At 43.3% G+C, this 18,699-nt stretch carries 17 protein-coding genes; 3 read left to right on the forward strand and 14 right to left on the reverse strand.

Features of this window, described 5'->3' with window-relative positions; all coding sequences use genetic code 11:
• The first annotated feature begins 248 nt into the window (after positions 1 to 248).
• Positions 249 to 1,595 (forward strand): exodeoxyribonuclease VII large subunit, encoded by a 1,347-nt coding sequence (gene xseA / locus R2083_RS10175; protein ID WP_317538994.1) that lies wholly within the window; start codon positions 249 to 251, stop codon positions 1,593 to 1,595.
• Between the two features lie 64 nt (positions 1,596 to 1,659).
• Positions 1,660 to 2,034, forward strand: a complete 375-nt coding sequence (locus R2083_RS10180; protein ID WP_317531180.1) for a DUF423 domain-containing protein — start codon at positions 1,660 to 1,662, stop codon at positions 2,032 to 2,034.
• 25 nt (positions 2,035 to 2,059) lie between these two features.
• Here R2083_RS10180 and R2083_RS10185 read toward each other — a convergent pair whose 3' ends face one another.
• Positions 2,060 to 2,401, reverse strand: coding sequence for a hypothetical protein (locus tag R2083_RS10185; RefSeq protein WP_317531181.1), 342 nt, complete (start codon positions 2,399 to 2,401; stop codon positions 2,060 to 2,062).
• A gap of 153 nt (positions 2,402 to 2,554) precedes the next feature.
• On the opposite strand from R2083_RS10185, the gene R2083_RS10190 reads away from it, so the two are divergent.
• The gene (locus R2083_RS10190; RefSeq protein WP_317531182.1) at positions 2,555 to 3,028 is read left to right on the forward strand and encodes a disulfide bond formation protein B; all 474 of its coding nucleotides are present in this window, start codon (positions 2,555 to 2,557) and stop codon (positions 3,026 to 3,028) included.
• A 20-nt stretch (positions 3,029 to 3,048) separates the two neighbouring features.
• Here the strand turns inward: R2083_RS10190 and xerD are convergent, their stop codons facing one another.
• From xerD to nuoE, 13 genes are all read right to left on the reverse strand, one after another.
• On the reverse strand, positions 3,049 to 3,960 hold the full coding sequence (xerD, locus tag R2083_RS10195) for a site-specific tyrosine recombinase XerD (protein WP_317531183.1): 912 nt from the start codon (positions 3,958 to 3,960) through the stop codon (positions 3,049 to 3,051).
• Positions 3,947 to 4,453: a methylated-DNA--[protein]-cysteine S-methyltransferase gene (locus R2083_RS10200; protein WP_317538384.1), complete on the reverse strand. Its 507-nt coding sequence runs from the start codon at positions 4,451 to 4,453 to the stop codon at positions 3,947 to 3,949. The genes xerD and R2083_RS10200 overlap by 14 nt, the downstream gene beginning before the upstream one ends.
• A gap of 159 nt (positions 4,454 to 4,612) precedes the next feature.
• Complete coding sequence (htpG, locus tag R2083_RS10205; RefSeq protein WP_317531185.1) at positions 4,613 to 6,523, reverse strand: molecular chaperone HtpG; 1,911 nt, start codon at positions 6,521 to 6,523, stop codon at positions 4,613 to 4,615.
• A 260-nt stretch (positions 6,524 to 6,783) separates the two neighbouring features.
• On the reverse strand, positions 6,784 to 8,229 hold the full coding sequence (gene nuoN / locus R2083_RS10210) for an NADH-quinone oxidoreductase subunit NuoN (protein ID WP_317538385.1): 1,446 nt from the start codon (positions 8,227 to 8,229) through the stop codon (positions 6,784 to 6,786).
• Positions 8,230 to 8,295: 66 nt separating this feature from the next.
• Entirely contained in the window at positions 8,296 to 9,780 is a 1,485-nt protein-coding gene (locus R2083_RS10215; RefSeq protein ID WP_317531187.1) for an NADH-quinone oxidoreductase subunit M, read from the reverse strand.
• Between the two features lie 78 nt (positions 9,781 to 9,858).
• Positions 9,859 to 11,799 (reverse strand): NADH-quinone oxidoreductase subunit L, encoded by a 1,941-nt coding sequence (nuoL, locus tag R2083_RS10220; protein WP_317538386.1) that lies wholly within the window; start codon positions 11,797 to 11,799, stop codon positions 9,859 to 9,861.
• Between the two features lie 56 nt (positions 11,800 to 11,855).
• Positions 11,856 to 12,161, reverse strand: coding sequence for an NADH-quinone oxidoreductase subunit NuoK (nuoK, locus tag R2083_RS10225; protein WP_090319128.1), 306 nt, complete (start codon positions 12,159 to 12,161; stop codon positions 11,856 to 11,858).
• Between the two features lie 58 nt (positions 12,162 to 12,219).
• A complete protein-coding gene (locus tag R2083_RS10230; protein ID WP_317538387.1) occupies positions 12,220 to 12,825 on the reverse strand; it encodes an NADH-quinone oxidoreductase subunit J in 606 nt (201 codons plus the stop codon).
• 19 nt (positions 12,826 to 12,844) lie between these two features.
• Positions 12,845 to 13,333: an NADH-quinone oxidoreductase subunit NuoI gene (gene nuoI, locus R2083_RS10235; protein ID WP_132429016.1), complete on the reverse strand. Its 489-nt coding sequence runs from the start codon at positions 13,331 to 13,333 to the stop codon at positions 12,845 to 12,847.
• Between the two features lie 16 nt (positions 13,334 to 13,349).
• Positions 13,350 to 14,447 carry an NADH-quinone oxidoreductase subunit NuoH gene (gene nuoH, locus R2083_RS10240; RefSeq protein WP_132429014.1) on the reverse strand — a complete coding sequence of 366 codons (1,098 nt, stop codon included), beginning with the start codon at positions 14,445 to 14,447 and terminating at the stop codon, positions 13,350 to 13,352.
• A 22-nt stretch (positions 14,448 to 14,469) separates the two neighbouring features.
• A complete protein-coding gene (gene nuoG, locus R2083_RS10245; protein ID WP_317538388.1) occupies positions 14,470 to 16,881 on the reverse strand; it encodes an NADH-quinone oxidoreductase subunit NuoG in 2,412 nt (803 codons plus the stop codon).
• 67 nt (positions 16,882 to 16,948) lie between these two features.
• Positions 16,949 to 18,226 (reverse strand): NADH-quinone oxidoreductase subunit NuoF, encoded by a 1,278-nt coding sequence (gene nuoF / locus R2083_RS10250; protein WP_317531190.1) that lies wholly within the window; start codon positions 18,224 to 18,226, stop codon positions 16,949 to 16,951.
• Positions 18,223 to 18,699 (reverse strand): NADH-quinone oxidoreductase subunit NuoE, encoded by a 477-nt coding sequence (nuoE, locus tag R2083_RS10255; protein ID WP_317531191.1) that lies wholly within the window; start codon positions 18,697 to 18,699, stop codon positions 18,223 to 18,225. The genes nuoF and nuoE overlap by 4 nt, the downstream gene beginning before the upstream one ends.

Below are 18,699 nucleotides of genomic sequence, written 5' to 3' on the forward strand. Positions count from 1 at the left end.
TCGCCGTTTTGCTGCAAAAAAAATACCGATTTTCTATCCACAATTTCTGTGGATAAGTTTGTGAGTATGTAACCAATACGAGAATTAAGTTGCCCAATTCAAACATTTTTTCTAGTTTGATTATTTTTTAATCTCGAATGATACTGATTAATAAACAATAATTTACTTTAAAATTATAGCATTCTCCAGGACTTAAACGCTACACCGGCTCTGTTTCGATCAACAGGTGAAGATTGCCGATCTCTATGATGAATCTATTTCCAATATCCAGTCTTACGCATAAAGTGCTTACCGTCAGCGAACTGAACAGCAGCACCAAGCTATTCCTGGAACAGAATATTCCGCTGCTGTGGATCAAAGGTGAGATCTCGAATTTGAAGTGCTATCAGTCCGGTCATTGGTATTTTTCCCTCAAGGACAGCAATGCGCAAATCCGTTGTGTGCTATTCAGTCACAGAAATCAATATATCGATTGGCAACCAAAGGATGGCATGCAAGTAGAAGTGCTTGCTCTGGTCACCCTCTATGAACCACGCGGCGATTTTCAGCTCAATATTGAAACAATCCGGCGCGCCGGATTGGGCGAATTATTTGAGGCTTTCGAGCAGCTTAAAGCCAAGCTGGAAAAAGCCGGATTGTTTGATCCGGTCAAGAAAAAACCGTTACCCGCATTCCCAAAGCACATCGGTATCGTCACCTCCCCGGATACGGCTGCACTGCGCGACGTGCTGACGACATTGCGGCGCCGCATGCCATTCTTGCCGGTGATCATCTACCCGGTGCTGGTACAAGGTAAAACCGCCGCCAGCACCATTGTGGACGCCATCACAGTTGCAAACCGGCGCGCGGAATGTGATGTGCTGATACTGTGTCGCGGCGGCGGCAGTATTGAAGATTTGTGGGCATTCAACGAAGAAATGGTTGCAGCCGCCATAGCTGCCAGTGAGATTCCGGTTATCAGTGGCATTGGGCATGAAACTGATTTTACCATCGCGGATTTTGTTGCCGACATTCGCGCCCCCACGCCAACGGCAGCCGCCGAACTGGCTAGCCGGGATCATAAGGAATTAAGCCAGGGCCTGAATGCATTGCACCAGCGCATGTACCGTATTACGTTGCATCGTATAGAAAATGCGATGCAGCGTACCGATATGCTGTCGCATCGCTTAATTCATCCGGGTGATCGCATCAAACAGCAATCCATTCATTTGCAGCATCTGCAAGACCGCTTCCGTACGACTTGGGCGCATCAAGTGGAAAGGAAACAATGGAAATTACTCGAATTCAATCAGCGCTTAATGGCAGCAAGCCCCAATATTACTGACATGGAAAAGCAGCAAAAAGAATCGATTGCACGTTTTCGTGCTGCCTCTATCCGCTATTTTGAAACCCTGGCGATTAAGCTGCACCATGTACAAGCGCAATTATGTCATTTAAATCCGCAATCGGTTTTGGAACGCGGGTACAGCATTACGTATACCACCAACAGCAGCATCGTTCGTGACAGCAAACAAGTTCATTACGGCGATCGAATTCAGGTAAAATTTGCGCACGGAACGTGTGAGGCGGATATCACAAAAACCGGTGATTCCTGACATAACGCAGGCATTTAATTCTCACTTCTCTCACTTAACAAGAACAACAAGGACGAAACTATCGATGCCAAAAACTTTTCTGATCCTAGGTATACTGAATACGGTTTTATGCATCGCATTGGGCGCTTTCGGCGCACATGGCTTAAAGCAGTTTTTATCAGCCGATATGCTGTCGGTTTATCATACCGGTGTGCAGTACCATTTTTATCACGCCTTTGGAATTATTGTCATCGGCCTGCTCCTGCTGCATTTCCCGAAATCCCGGTTAATGCCGGTGTCAGGCTGGTTGATGATGGCAGGCATTGTGCTGTTCAGTTTCAGTCTCTACGCACTGAGCGTAACCGGAACAAGGTCACTTGGCATGATCACACCCTTCGGCGGTGTTTCATTCCTCACCGCCTGGATATTGCTGGCTTATGCGATCTGGAAAGAAAAATGAAATGACCATTTACCCATATTTCTGCTTACTTGGCCATTTTCCGGTGTGAAGCAGCCATTCCCGTATTACGCTCCGCTGCTTTTGTATATTCCCGCAATAAAGCTTCGTGGTGCGCCTGGAAATCTTGACCTTCTCGACCGTAATACTCGCTATGACGCCGATATTCTTCCAATAATTCTTTTTGTGCCTTGGCTTTTGCAGTCATTTCGTTAGCTTCTTTTTCATACATCTCAGCTAATCCGATATGATCGAATTTAGTTGTAGCCTGGGCTTCAGCTTTATCCATTTTCCCTAATTCTGCAATAGATGCACTTGAGACAAATAAAGTAGAGGTAATCAACGTTATAATCAATATCTTTGTTCGCATGGCAAATTTCCTCGATTGAATAAATGAAAAGTAAATTCCAGTGCTACTCTAAATATTCGATAAACTGAATATGTTCATCATAGCAAACTATCTGAAATCCACAAATACTTTGTGGACAAACTGAGCAACCAATTCGATTGAGAGAAGAAACAAATGAGACTATTATTCTTATTTATTCTGCTTTGCTGTACCGGTCTTCTAGGCTACGCGCAATACTTGCAGCATGTGGAAGGATTACTACCTTGTCCATTATGCGTAGCACAACGCGTTGCTTACTGGATGTTAGGATTGACTGCACTAATGGCGTTTCTGCATAAGCCAGGAGTGATCGGGCGGCGGATTTATGGTTTCTTGTTGAGCGTATTCGCGCTGACGGGTGCAGTCATTGCCGCACGGCATGCGTGGTTAATACGATTTCCGGAAGCATTTGAATGCGGCATCAGTCCGGAAGAAGCTTTTCTAAATTCCTTACCGATTGCCGCTTGGTGGCCTGGAATGTTTGAGGCTAATGGCGATTGCGCCAATATCGATTGGAAATTTTTAACACTGACAATCCCGGATTGGTCATTAATCGCTTTTGCGGGGTTTGGAATTCTGGCGCTTTATGTACTATTGGCCAAAAAATAACGCCGGATTACAACCGGAAACTATCCCCGCGGATGGTGTTTGGCATGCAGCTGCTTCAGGCGCTCACGTGCAATATGCGTGTAAATCTGCGTAGTAGAAATATCGGCATGACCCAATAGCAGCTGCACAACACGTAAATCGGCGCCATGATTCAATAGGTGTGTGGCAAAGGCGTGACGCAAAGTATGCGGAGATAACTGTTTATCTATCCCGATAATCTGCGCATAACGTTTGATAAGGTACCAGAACGCTTGGCGCGTCATAGCTGCACCGCGTGCTGTGACAAATATGGTATCTGTAACAATGCCATTTAGCAGTGCAGGTCTGGCTTCTTTAGTATATCGGCTTAGCCATTCGAGAGACTCTTCACCCAGCGGCGCAAGACGCTCCTTTCTGCCCTTTCCCATGACCCGCAAAACCCCCATATCCATGCTCACTTGCGAGTATCTTAAATTGATCAACTCAGATACGCGCAATCCACTGGCATACAACACCTCCAGCATGGCACGATCACGCAAGCCAAGCGGATGCTGCAAGTCAGGAGCACTCAACAACAGGTCCACTTCTTTTTCTGTCAAACTTTCCGGCAAGCTGCGCTGCAATTTAGGTGTTTCGATATTGAGACTGGGATCGGTAGTAATTTTTCCCTGACGCAATAGAAAACGATAGAAGCGCTTCAGACTGGATAATTCCCGGCTGGTAGTGCTCGCCTTGATCTTGGCGGATACTCTGGATGCCAAAAATTCAAGCAAATCGGAGTGCGTTGCGTCGGTTAGCACACTATTACCTTGATTGCGTTTTCTGAGCCATTCACCAAATAACTGTAAATCATTGCGATAGCTGTCCAGTGTGTTCCGCGACAAACCATCTTCCAACCATAAGGCGTCGGAAAATTCGTCGAGCAGACCGGCGTTTAGTTCAGGTGCTCTCATGGCGCAATAACCAACGCTTGATTTCTAAAGGGTTGCCTTCGCTCGCATTCATAAAGCCTCCTAACCCGCCATTTTTGGCAATAACACGATGGCAAGGTATTACAATCGGAATCCGGTTAGCGCCGCATGCCCCGCCTACTGCCCTGGGTGCGGAATGGAGTTGCGCTGCAATTTCAGCATAACTGCTGGTTGCTCCACTCGGAATTGCCTGAATCGCTTGCCAGACACGCTGTTGATGGGTTGTACCGCTGATATGTAAACTTAAATCAAAAACAAAATCGGGCTCGTTGAGATAGGCTTTCAGTTGCCGGCATACTTCTCTTGCTAACAAAGTCTGTGGTGCTAATAGTGGTGTGTCAACGGGCAAATAATCAATGGCCGTAAGCCAATCTTCTTCTGTTCGGATACCGAGAACAGCAAACGGCGCGAGTAGTTTAGCCTGATATGATTTGATCGAATCGTCAACGACCTGAATTCTTGTTGATCTACCCACTGTGTGCCCGGCTATTAACTGAAAAATTGTTGAATACTATTTATTGTGTCCCAAGAATGGACAGTTGGAATACATAGAAGTTTCAGAAGAAATTTGAATCTTCCGGCATCAACTCGATGACGCCGGAAGATTATCGAAAGTAGAGAAGCAGAATTAAACTTAGGATTTCAGTAGCAACAATTCGTTAAGCCTTTTCACGAAAGCGGCTGGATCTTCAAGCTGACCACCTTCCGCCAACAATGCCTGATCAAATAATAAATGACTCCAATCCTCGAAATTTTCGACCTCGTTTTTCAATCGCTGCACCATCGGATGATGCGGATTGATTTCCAGGATCGGTTTGGCATGAGGCACATTTTGTCCTGCTGATTTCAGCAATCTTTCCAAATTACCGCTCATATCATAGGTATCCGCAACGAGACAAGCGGGCGATTCAGTCAAGCGAAAAGTAACACGCACATCTTTTACTTGTTCACTGAGTGTTTGTTTCATTTTTTCTGTTAGTTCCTGGAAGGCGTTGGTTTCTTTTTCACGTTGTTCTTTTTCGACTTCATCCTCCAGATTTCCCAGATCCAAACCACCTTTGGCGACTGACTGCAACGGCTTACCTTCAAACTCAGTTAGATTGCTGACCAACCATTCATCCACCCGATCCGATAGTAATAACACTTCTATGCCTTTCTTACGAAACACTTCCAAGTGAGGGCTATTTTTAGCTGCCTTAAGGCTATCTGCCGTTACGTAATAAATCTTTTCCTGACCTTCTTTCATGCGCTGCACATAAGCTTCCAGCGAAATCGTTGGCTCGTCGACATCGCTCTGTGTGGTAATAAAACGCAACAATTTCGCAATGCGCTCACGGTTAGAAAAATCTTCTCCAACACCTTCTTTTAGAACTTGGCCAAATTCCCGGTAGAAAGTTTTATATTTTTCTTTTCCATCTTCATCCTCACTTTTGGACAAATCCTCGATCAAGCCCAATACTTTTTTAACCACGCCAGCTCGGATTGAGTCGATGTCTTTGGATTCCTGCAAGATTTCACGAGACACATTTAGTGGTAAATTATTAGAATCAATCACACCACGAACAAAACGCAGGTAATTTGGCAGCAATTTTTCTACGTCATCCATAATAAATACCCGCTGCACATATAACTTGATACCGTGCCGGCGTTCGCGATCGAATAAGTCAAAAGGCGCACGCGCAGGAATATACAACAGCTGTGTGTACTCTTGTTTACCTTCTACGCGCGCATGCAGATACGCCAGCGGTGGTTCAAAATCATGCGCCACGTGCTTATAAAATTCATTGTACTGATCAATGGTAATATCATTCTTGGAACGTGCCCACAGCGCATTAGCTTGGTTAATCGTCTCATCTTCATCGGTAATTTTATTTTTCTTCTCTTCTTGCGACCATTCTTCCTTTTTCATTACGATCGGCAGTGTAATATGGTCGGAATATTTGCGAATGATATTGCGAATACGCATGCCGTTGAGAAAATCGTCCTCGTCCTTGCGCAGATGCAAGATGACGTCGGTACCTCGTCCAGGCTTTGCGACGGTCTCCAGAGTGTAATCCCCCTCACCGCTGGATTCCCAGCGCACGCCGTGCTCTGCAGTCAATCCTGCACGCCGGGTGATCAGAGTGACTTTATCAGCAATGATAAATGCGGAATAAAAACCAACACCGAATTGACCGATTAAATGCGCATCTTTAGCTTGATCGCCAGTTAAAGAATTAAAGAATTCGCGAGTACCCGATTTCGCGATGGTTCCAATATGGTCAATAACTTCTTGCCGCGACATCCCAATGCCATTATCGGAAATGGTGATTACTCGTTCGTCAGCATCGTAACTTACACGGATTTTAAGATCGGAATCAGTTTCATACAGTGCCGCATCAGTGAGCCCCTCGAAACGCAATTTATCAGCGGCATCGGAAGCGTTTGAAATCAATTCACGCAAGAAAATTTCCTTATTACTGTATAAGGAATGAATCATGAGTTTAAGCAATTGTTTCGCTTCCGTTTGGAAGCTTAATTGTTCTTTGGTTGTTTCAGCTTGCACGTTTATCTCCTCAAATATTTTGCGTAGTTATGGGGATTACATCGAGAAATTCAAGATGATCTGATGACAAATTAATATTTTCAATTAATCTGGCGAGTTTTCCAAAAAATATTTTTTGGAAAACAGTAAATAAAGAGTAAAGCTGGAATGGAAAATTAGAAAGAAATGACTACTCAATTAACTATGATCGTTACTTTGAGTAGTCATTGTGGAATCATCACAAAGGTGTCACCTGCATACACCCGATATCGATTGCATTACTACATAGAGCTTTGGATTGCGTAAAGACTCAATCCCATCAAGGATTGAGGAAATATACCCAGCGCTAACACAGCAAAACCATTGGCGCTCAACAAAATCTTCACATCACTGTTAGGTACAAGCGGCTCTGTTGTTTCAGGTTCATCAAAATACATCAGTTTAATTATACGCAGATAGTAAAATGCGCCAATCAGTGAGAACAATACCGCTGCAACCGCCAGCCAAACATATCCTGCATTGACAACTGCTTGCAACACGGCAAATTTCGCATAGAACCCAATCATCGGCGGTATGCCTGCCAGCGAAAGCATCAGCAGTAACGTAATGAAAGCATACCAGGGGCTTCTTCTACTAAGTCCTTTGAAATCATCAATATTTTCAGCCTCAAATCCGCTCCGGCAAAGCAACATGATCATGGCAAAAGTGCCTAACGTCATTAATACATAGGCAATGACATAGAATAATGCTGAGCTATACCCGTTTGAATCTGCACTGATAAATCCAAGCAATAAGAAGCCCATATGGGAAATGGTTGAGTACGCAAGCATACGTTTGATATTGGTCTGAGCGATCGCGGCTAAATTACCCACAGCCATCGACAGAACAGCCAGAATCACTAACATGCCTTGCCAATCCGAGACCATTTCACCCATACCTTCAACCAGCAGACGCATTACAAAGCCAAACGCTGCCAATTTTGGCGCGGAACCGATAAATAACGTTACTGCCGTGGGAGAACCTTGATAAACATCAGGAGCCCACATATGAAAAGGCGCAGCACTAAGCTTGAAACTGATACCGGCTACTATGAACACCAAGCCAACGACCAATACTTCTTTGCTACTTGCTTCGCTTTGAATAATTTGAGCAAGTTGTGAAACATGCAAGGTTCCGGTCGCTCCATAGACCATCGACATGCCATACAGCAAAAATCCGGATGCTAAAGCGCCTAACACGAAGAATTTCATAGCAGCTTCCGTAGCTACGATAGACTCGCGCCTTAATGCCACCAATGCATACAACGATAACGAAAGTAACTCTAAGCCAATATACAATGTTAGAAAATGACTGGCGGAAATCATCACCGTCATTCCCAAGGTTGCAAACAAAATCAAGCTGAAAAATTCGCCTCGCAGCATACCGCGATCACTTATATACGCATGGGAATACACGAGTACCGCCGAAACAGTGCCATACACCATCAGTTTCAAGATATCAGCCATCGTATCGTCAACATACATCCCATGGAAAGTGTGTTTAATTTCTGTTGAAAATGATACGAAGGTCAGTATCGCACAACCCAATAGCGTTACCTGCGTCAACAGATAAGCGACATAACGTCGACTGTCACCCGCTGTAAGATCAGCCAGCATAACGACGCACACCATGATGAGCATAAATATCTCAGAAGAAGCTGGCGCAAAATCAGGTGGTATAAAATTCATTAATTCTTAATCCTTATATGAGGAAATACTTATATCAGGAATTATTACTGTCTCGGATTGATTTATTTAAAGTTTGCTGTTGTTAACATGCGATAACAATTGATCAACTGTCGTATGCATGACCTCAGTTAGCGGGTAGGGATACACACCAAACCATAATACGGTGATAGCCAAAATGGCCAATAATGCAAATTCACGTTTGGATATGTCCTGCAAACCTTCAACTGCAGGATTTGCAATGGCACCGAATATTACTCGTTTATACATCCACAATGTATAAGCCGCGCCAAATATCAGTGTTGTTGCAGCCAGGAATGCATACCAAAAATTAACTTTGACGGCACTCATGATGACCATGAATTCCCCAACAAACCCGCTCGTTCCAGGTAATCCAGCATTCGCCATTGCAAACAACATAAAAAATGCTGCAAATGCAGGCATTTTATTCACTACCCCACCATAATCTGCAATTTGCCGAGAATGTAACCGGTCATACAACACACCGACACAAAGGAACATGGCACCAGAAATAAAGCCATGAGAAATCATTTGCACCATGGCACCTTCTATTCCATAGGTATTCAACAAAAAGAAACCTAAGGTCACAAATCCCATATGCGCCACAGATGAATAAGCAATCAGTTTTTTCATGTCGGCTTGCATTAGTGCGATCAAACCGATATACACAACGGCTATTAAAGACAGCGCTATCATCATGTCGGCCAGATAAAGACTGGCATCGGGCGCTATCGGTAACGAGAAACGTAGAAATCCGTATCCGCCAAGCTTCAACAGAATTGCCGCTAAAACGACAGATCCTCCAGTTGGCGCTTCAACGTGCGCATCCGGTAACCAGGTATGCACCGGCCACATTGGTACTTTAACTGCAAAAGCCAGCAAAAATGCAATAAATATAAAAATCTGCGGTGTCAGTGGAATAGCTAGTTTGTGATAATCCTCAATCGAGAAGCTACCTTCCGATGCTTGATACAAATAAATAAGTGCGATCAGCATGAGCAGGGAACCAAGCAATGTATATAGGAAAAACTTGATTGCGGCATAAACCCGATTAGGGCCACCCCAGATACCAATGATCAAAAACATTGGAATCAACGAAGCCTCCCAAAACACATAAAACAGCATAGCATCCAGCGAAGCAAAAACACCATTCACAATACCGGACATGACAAGGAACGCGCCCATATATTGAGATACACGTTCTTTAATAACTTCCCATCCGGCGACAACAACCAATGGGGTGATGAAACAGTTTAACAAAATGAGTGGCATCGATATGCCATCCACTCCCAGGTGATAATTCACATTGAATCGTTCAAACCAAACATGATTTTCCACAAACTGCATTGCACCTGTGGCGACATCAAAATTGCTATACAGCGGGATTGCAACCAGAAAACCGAATATCGATCCTGCCAGCGCTAACCAGCGAGCGAGTTGCGCGTTACTGTCTTTTCCAGTTGCAAAAACGGCAATACCAAAAACAATGGGCAGCCAAATAATCAAGCTCAATAGTGGGAATTCAAACGACATGCTTATTCCGTTTTATTTGTTAGTACTTATTTACGTATTCGAATTATTGCTATTTAGGATTCACTACTATCTTGAAAGTTAGTAAAGCCATAGCGTCAAGATAACAAATATACCGACAATCATAGTGAATGCATAATGATAGATATAACCTGTCTGATACTGCCGTACCAAAGCTGCTGATAGTGCAACTACTCGAGCTGCACCGTTCACAAAGAAACCATCAATCACCTTAATATCGCCATACTTCCATAAAGCTGTCCCCAAAGCGCGAGAACCGCCAGCAAATAACCATGAATACAATTCATCAATGTAGTATTTACGATCCAGCAAGTTATATAAGAAACCACAGCGGACTTTAATTTTTTCAGGAATATCAGTTCTCACGTTATATAAAAACCAAGCAGTGAATATACCCGCAACTGACAGCCAGAAAGGTATCGTCGATAAAGCATGCAACATCATGCCAAAAATTCCGGTAAATTCTGCTCCTAATTTCACGATCGCATCGTGTTGTGGCAAGACATGAATTACATTATTAAAATAATCACCAAAAACGATCGGACCGATAAACCATCCGGCTGCTATTGTCGGTACAGCAAGGACCATCAATGGTAAAGTAACCACCCAAGGTGACTCATGCAGATGATCTTTGGTATGCTTATCCATTCTAGGTTTGCCATGAAATGTCATGAATATCAAACGGAATGTGTACAATGCGGTGACAAAAACCGTTGCCAATACACAGAAATACGCGAAACCGGCACCTGGGATATTGGCAAAATGAACAGCCTCAATGATTGCATCCTTAGAGAAAAAGCCGGAAAAACCGGGCACACCGGCACTCGCTAATGCTGCGATAAACATCGTCAAATAAGTAATAGGCATATAACTTTTAAGTCCACCCATTTTCTGCATATTTTGCTCATGATGCATGGCTATGATGACTGAGCCCGCGCCCAAGAATAAAACAGCTTTAAAAAAAGCATGAGTCATCAAGTGGAAAATCGCAGCCGAATAAGCGGAAGCGCCCAATGCAACCGTCATATAGCCTAACTGGGATAATGTGGAATACGCGACAACCCGTTTGATATCATTCTGAACCACCGCAACCAATGCCATAAATAAGGTGGTAATACCGCCAATAATCAAAATTGTGGTTAGTGCGATATCCGACAACTCAAATAGAGGGGACATGCGCGCCACCATGAAAATGCCTGCTGTCACCATAGTAGCCGCATGGATCAATGCTGAAATTGGAGTGGGGCCTTCCATAGAATCAGGTAGCCACACATGCAGTGGAAATTGCGCAGATTTACCCATTGCACCAACAAACAATAGGATACAAATCAGCGTTATCACCAGCCATGGCATACCGGGGACTAATTCAACCTTTTCGTCTACTATTCCCGGTGCTTGTGCAAAAACCGATGCATAATCCAAGGTGCCAAAATGCATTAACACCAACGCAATCCCTAAAAGAAAGCCAAAATCACCAACGCGGTTAACTAAAAAAGCCTTTAAGTTGGCATAAATTGCAGTCGGGCGAGTATACCAAAAGCCAATTAATAAATAAGAAACCAAGCCAACTGCTTCCCAGCCGAAAAATAACTGTAAGAAATTATTCGACATCACCAGCATCATCATCGAAAAGGTAAACAATGAGATATAACTGAAGAAACGTTGATAACCTGGATCGTCATGCATATACCCAATGGTATAGATATGCACCATAAGAGAAACCAAACTGACTACAACCATCATGGTTGCGGTTAATTGGTCGATTAAAAAACCAACTTCAAATCGCGTTTCACCTGAAATTAACCAAGTATAAACACTACCGTTATAACTGTTACCTTCCAGGACATCTAAAAAAATAATGATCGATGCGACTAAGGAAACAAAAACCAATCCGATAGTTGCTCGATGACTCCATGTCGGTCCTATAAAACGTCCGAATAATCCAGCTATAATTGCACCGATCAACGGAGCTAGCGGCACCAGTAAGTAAAGTTTTTGCATCTCGATCAATTATTTTCTATTAATGATAGGTACTTCAATTGTTCTGCGTGGCCTGTTTAACCTTTAAGTTCATCCAGATCATCCACATTAATCGTCCGCATATTACGAAACAACACCACAAGAATCGCCAATCCAATTGCTGATTCTGCTGCTGCAACGGTCAGAATGAAGAACACAAAGATTTGCCCCGAAATATCCTGCAGGTAGTGCGAAAATGCAACAAAATTCATATTGACAGCCAATAACATCAATTCAATCGACATTAGTAAAATAATGACATTCTTTCTGTTAAGAAAAATGCCAACTAAGCCAATGGCAAACAAAATTGCTCCGAGGACTAAATAATGAGATAACGATATCAAACCAACAACCTCTTTTTTATATTTTATAAATCGTCACAAATTTTTTGGAATGATTCCTTCATTCCTTTTTTTCAGCTGGCATTGTTACTATACGTAACCGATCTTCTTTTCTGACTTTGACTTGTTTGGATGGATTCGGTGATCTTTTATCTTCGCGATGCCGCAATGTCAGTGCAATGGCCGCAACCATCGCAACCAATAACAGCACTGCCGCTAATTCAAAAGCATAAACATATTCCGTATAAATCAAGCGCCCCAGTTCTCTGGTGTTACTATAATCAGCATCGTGCGGTCTGGGTACCGGCATTTCTTCGAGTCCAAAATATTTACCCATCAACACCATCGATATTTCCGCGACTATTATCAATACAATCGTCGCACCAAACGGAAACCATTTCCAAAATCCTTCCCGCAATCGATCCAGATTGATATCGAGCATCATAACCACGAATAAAAACAATACCATGACTGCGCCGACGTATACCAGCACCAAGGCTATTGCTAAAAACTCTGCTTCCAGCAGCAACCATAAGCCTGCGCAAGTAACAAAAGCCAGCACCAATAATAACGCCGAATTAACTGGATTTCGCACCGTAATAACACCCAGTGCTGACGCAACCAAAATGGCTGAAAAAATATAAAATAAAATATCTTGAAAATTCATTTTTATCTACCAGCAAGATTCAGCGATAACGTGCATCAGCTTCTCGATCTTTGGCAATCTGTTCTTCGTAACGATCTCCAATAGCTAACAACATTTCTTTGGTATAGATCAGATCACCTCTTTTTTCGCCGTGATACTCCAATATGCGTGTTTCTACAATTGAATCTACCGGACAAGATTCTTCACAAAAACCACAAAAAATACATTTACTTAAATCAATGTCATAACGTGTAGTCCGTCTCGTGCCATCTGCACGTTGCTCTGAGTCAATGGTTATTGCCATCGCTGGGCAAACAGCCTCGCACAATTTGCAAGCAATGCAGCGCTCTTCCCCGTTTGGATAGCGACGCAGGGCATGCAGGCCACGAAATCGTGGCGATTGTGGTGTTTTTTCCTCTGGAAAATGTACAGTTATCTTTGGTTTGAATAAATACCGGCCTGTAACCGCCATACCTTTTAATAGCTCAAATAACAAAAAGGTACTAAAAAATTTTTTGATGCGATCCATTGTATTTTTCTCTATTTTAAAACCAAATATTCAACGGAAATGTGTTCCGTATCGATTCCGGTAATTGCATGATCGAGCCCAACAAAACAATCCAAACAAGCGTAATGGGAATAAATATTTTCCAACCCAATCGCATAATTTGATCATATCGATAGCGCGGGAAGGTTGCACGAAACCATAGAAAAAAGAAAAGAATAAATGCAATTTTTAATAATAACCAAATAATGCCCGGTATTAGTGTAAACGGTGCTATATCGACAGGAGGTAACCACCCACCTAGAAACATGATGGATGTCAATGTGGCTACCAATATCATGTTGGAATATTCAGCCAGGAAAAATACTGTAAAGGCCATGCCTGAGTAATCAACATGGAATCCCGCCACAATTTCTGACTCTCCTTCAGCCACATCAAAAGGAGCCCTGTTGGTTTCAGCCACACCCGAAATTAAATAAACCAGAAACATCGGGAATAGCGGAATCAAATACCAGTTCAAAAAACTATTACCCTGTTGCCCATTCACGATATCGCCCAGATTCAAGCTTTGTGACATCATCAACACACACACCAAGGCAAAACCCATCGCCAATTCATATGAAACCACTTGAGCCGCCGAGCGCATGGCTCCTAAAAAAGCATACTTAGAGTTCGATGCCCAACCAGCAATGATAATGCCGTAAATGCCCATTGATGTCATTGCAAGAATATAAAGCAGCCCTGCATTAATATCAGCCAGGATTAATTCAGGAGAAAAAGGAATTACCGCCCAGGCCGCCAACGCTGGCATAATCGTTAACACTGGAGCCAAAATAAAAAGGAACTTGTTTGCACCCGTTGGAATGACTATTTCCTTCATGATTGCTTTTACAGCGTCAGCAATCGGCTGACCCCATCCACGCAACCAAGGTATGCCAAAAAAGGTCACTCTATTTGGACCAACGCGAATTTGCATGTAAGCGATAATCTTACGTTCAGCAAATGTCAAATAGGCAACACCCAATAGCAAGGGCACCACAATGGCAAAAATAAATGTCATGTTTGTCGCTAACGAAAACAGCATGGAACCCCATTCCGTTCCGAATATTTCCACAAACTGTTGTTGAATGTTCTCCATTAATAAACTCCAACCATCGCCATCACAGTTTTTCCAGCACAATTTCACCAAACAAGGCACCCAGTGCAACCGTCTTAGGATGAGCACCTGCTATGCGTATACAATTCACCGGCAATTTCTCATCTTGAGCGGCTTCAAGCTGCACAAATCCTTCTCCCTGTTTAATTCTTACCTGATCACCCGCAGCAATACCTAAATTTTCCAGCAATGCTGTTGGCATCCAAGCTTTTGGTGGAGCCGCATCATGCGTAGCTTGCAAGGATTCTGCCCGGCGAACAATCGGGTCAGCTTGATAAATTGGGATTTCGCCAATACGCTGTATATGATGGCTTTCATTTATCGCAATCGCAGTATCGTAACGCTTGGATTTATTATTCAGATACTGATTGATTTCTACACCGGCAGGGAAAATTTCTTCACGAACTTGTTCTGCCGTTTCATAATCAAATTTTTCCAACCCTAGCAAATTCCCCAATACACGCAAAACTTTCCAAGCCGGCCGTGCTTCTCCTTGTGGCGAAACAACACCGTTAAAGCTTTGCACTTTACCTTCTGTGTTGACATAAGTGCCAGAAGTTTCGGTAAATGGGGTTATCGGCAGCAATACATCCGCATAATCTTTACCGTTACCTTGATATGTAGTAAGCGATACTACAAATTCACTTGATTTGATGGTTTTAAGGGCTTGATGAGAATTGTAAGTATCAAACTCCGGTTCCACATTCATTAATATGAATGCCTTACATTTTTCTTTCGCCGGATCATCATCGGATCCCAGCATTTGCGCTGCGGTTAATCCTGATTCAATGTGATTTAGTTTTGCAGCGATCGATATAGCGCCGATTCCCGGAATGGCACCAGCCAAATAAGCACCAACACTATTCGCAGATTCACCCAATACGCCATAACTCGCGCCGACTATTCGGGCAATTGAATCTGCAAGCAGGCTAATTATTGAATAATCAGGATGGTGTTGCGAAATATTTCCCAAATAAATCGCTGCCGGCACATTTTCTATCAAGCTCGAAGCAATTGCGAAAGCATTAGCAGTGCTAGGGATGTTGATTGAATTAATAAATTGCTTTAATTCATCAGTTAGTTCGGTTCCTTTAATCTCAGCAGCAGCTTTTAGTATTTCTGCTAAAACTCTGGTTATTGAAGCCGGAGAAACTATTACTTTATGTGCAACCTTGACCAACAAGTCATCATCAACCGGATTCACAATATTCAGCTTCATGCCATTTTTAGCAGCTTGACGCAATCGTTGCGCAATAAGCGGATGATCTTTGCGTAGCGTACTACCGATAATTAACGCGGACTTCAATTGTGAGATATTCGCGATACTGGTACCCAACCACGGAACACCCAGCATATTGTTATCCGCACGAAAATCAGATTGCCGCAAGCGATGATCAATGTTGCCGCTACCCATAGCGCGTATCAGCTTCTGCAGCAAATACAGCTCTTCCGATGTGCTGTGCGCAGAACCGAGTGCTGCTAAACTTTTTGCACCATGTCTTTGTTTGACTGCTTGTAACGAATGCGCGGTAAATTCCAAAGCTTCTTGCCAGTCACATTCAAACCATTGCCCGTCACGCTTGATCATGGGTCGCGTCAATCTGTCTTCCGAATTTAAACCTTCATAAGAGAACCGGTCTTTATCAGATAACCAACACTCATTAATCGCCTCATTATCTCGAGGAAGCACCCGCATGACACGGTTTTGTTTGACCTGTACAACAAGATTAGAACCTAAGCCGCAATGCGGACTAATTGATTTTCTACGTGATAATTCCCAGGTTCGCGCTGAATATCGGAACGGTTTACTGACCAAAGCACCAACTGGACAGAGATCAATCACATTACCCGACAACTCGGAGTCAACCGTTTTGCCAACAAAAGCTAGAATTTCAGAATGCTCTCCACGTCCGGCCATTCCAAGTTCCATAATTCCAGCAATTTCCTGACCAAAGCGCACACAACGCGTGCAATGAATACAGCGCGTCATATCGGTTGAAATCAACGGACCCAGATTCTTGTTAACAACAACTCGCTTTGCTTCGGTATATCGCGAACCGCTTGCACCGTACCCTACAGCAAGATCTTGCAGCTGACACTCACCGCCTTGATCGCAGATCGGACAGTCGAGCGGATGATTGATCAGCAGAAATTCCATCACGCCTTTTTGCGCAGTAACTGCTTGCTGAGAGTGTGTATATACCTTCATGCCATCCATAACGGGTGTTGCACACGCAGGCAGCGGTTTAGGCGCTTTCTCTACTTGAACCAAACACATACGGCAGTTGGCTGCTATGGATAATTTTTTATGGTAGCAAAAATGTGGAATATAAACACCAATCTGCTTCGCACCATCCATGATGGTGCTTCCTTTAGGAACAGATACTTGCTTACCGTCGATTTCTATATTGACCATCGGCTAAAATTCTTGTGTTAATCACGAATTATAAAGTTGATATGCTCTGATTATTTAACAGCTAAAATCAGACCATACATTGCTTATGTTCTATATGGTAAACAAACTCGCTTCGAAAATGTTGAATCATCGCACGAACAGGCATTGCAGCCGCATCGCCTAAAGCGCAAATCGTACGGCCTTGTATATTGTCTGCGATGTTATCCAGTAATTCCAAATCTTCTAATCGGCCTTTACCATGTTCAATGCGGTTGACAATACGATAAAGCCATCCTGTTCCTTCACGACATGGCGTACATTGCCCGCAGGATTCTTCAAAATAAAAATAAGACAACCGCTCCAATGCTCTGACCATACATGTCGTATCATCCATGATGATAACAGCACCAGAGCCTAACATAGAACCAGCTTTGGCGATCGAATCGTAATCCATATCCGTCTGCATCATAATGTCACCAGGCAATACTGGCATAGAAGATCCGCCTGGAATACAGGCTTTTAACTTCCGTCCTCCACGCATTCCACCAGCGAGTTCCAGTAATTCTGTAAATGGAGTTCCGAGCGGTATCTCATAGTTACCAGGTTTATTCACATGTCCCGATACTGAAAAAATTTTAGTCCCGCCATTATTGGGCTTTCCAAGCTGAAGATATTTCTCTCCGCCATTCCGGATAATCCAAGGGACAGAAGAAAAAGTTTCAGTATTATTAATCGTAGTTGGCTTGCCATACAAACCAAAATTCGCTGGAAATGGCGGTTTAAAACGAGGTTGGCCTTTTTTACCTTCTATGGATTCCAGTAGCGCGGTTTCTTCACCACAAATATACGCACCGTAACCGTGATGATTATGCAATTGGAAACTGAACGAGGAGCCTAATATATTATTTCCCAAATAGCCTGCTGCTCGCGCTTCTTCAACAGCGTCTTCCATTCGCTCATAGGTTTCCCATATCTCACCATGAATATAGTTATACCCTGCTTTTACACCCATCGCATATGCCGCTATTATCATTCCTTCGATCAGCAGATGAGGATTAAATCGCATTATATCGCGATCCTTAAAGGTGCCTGGCTCTCCCTCGTCCGAATTACATACGATATATTTATCGCCCTCATACCCTTTCGGCATGAAACTCCACTTTAATCCGGTTGGAAAGCCAGCTCCGCCTCGTCCACGAAGGGCTGATTTCTTAACTTCTTCAATCACTTCCTCAGGAGAAATTTTTTTCGCCAGTATTTTTCTAAGTGCTGCATAGCCTTCACGCTTTTCATAGCTTTTAAGCCGCCAATTTTCAGGATCGGAAGGATTCACTCCGTTCATTAATGTTTGCGGAAACTGATTCATTTGCCCAGTTCCTTCAGCAATTTATCGATCATCTCATTGGACATAAAGCTGCACATACGTTTGTTATTAACCAGTAATACTGGCGCATCGCCACAGGCGCCAAAACACTCGCCTTCTTTCAGGGTGAATTTCCCATCCGGTGTTGTTTGATTAAAACCAATACCTAATCTTTGCTTCAAATATGCTGCCGTATCATTACTACCCGATAACGCACAAGGCAGATTGGTACATACCGTAATTTTATATTCACCAACGGGTTCCAGGTTATACATATTGTAAAACGTGGCCACTTCATAAACCGCGATGGGTGTCATACCTAAATATTCCGCGACGAAATTCATGGTTTCGTTTGCAAGCCAGCCTTTTTCTTCTTGTGCAATTGCAAGTGCTGACATGACAGCGGATTGTTTTTGATCAAGCGGATACTTCGCGATTTCTCGATCAATTCTCTTAAGGGATTCAGTGCTTAACAT

Source organism: Nitrosomonas sp. Is35 (genome assembly GCF_033063295.1).
Taxonomy (GTDB): domain Bacteria; phylum Pseudomonadota; class Gammaproteobacteria; order Burkholderiales; family Nitrosomonadaceae; genus Nitrosomonas.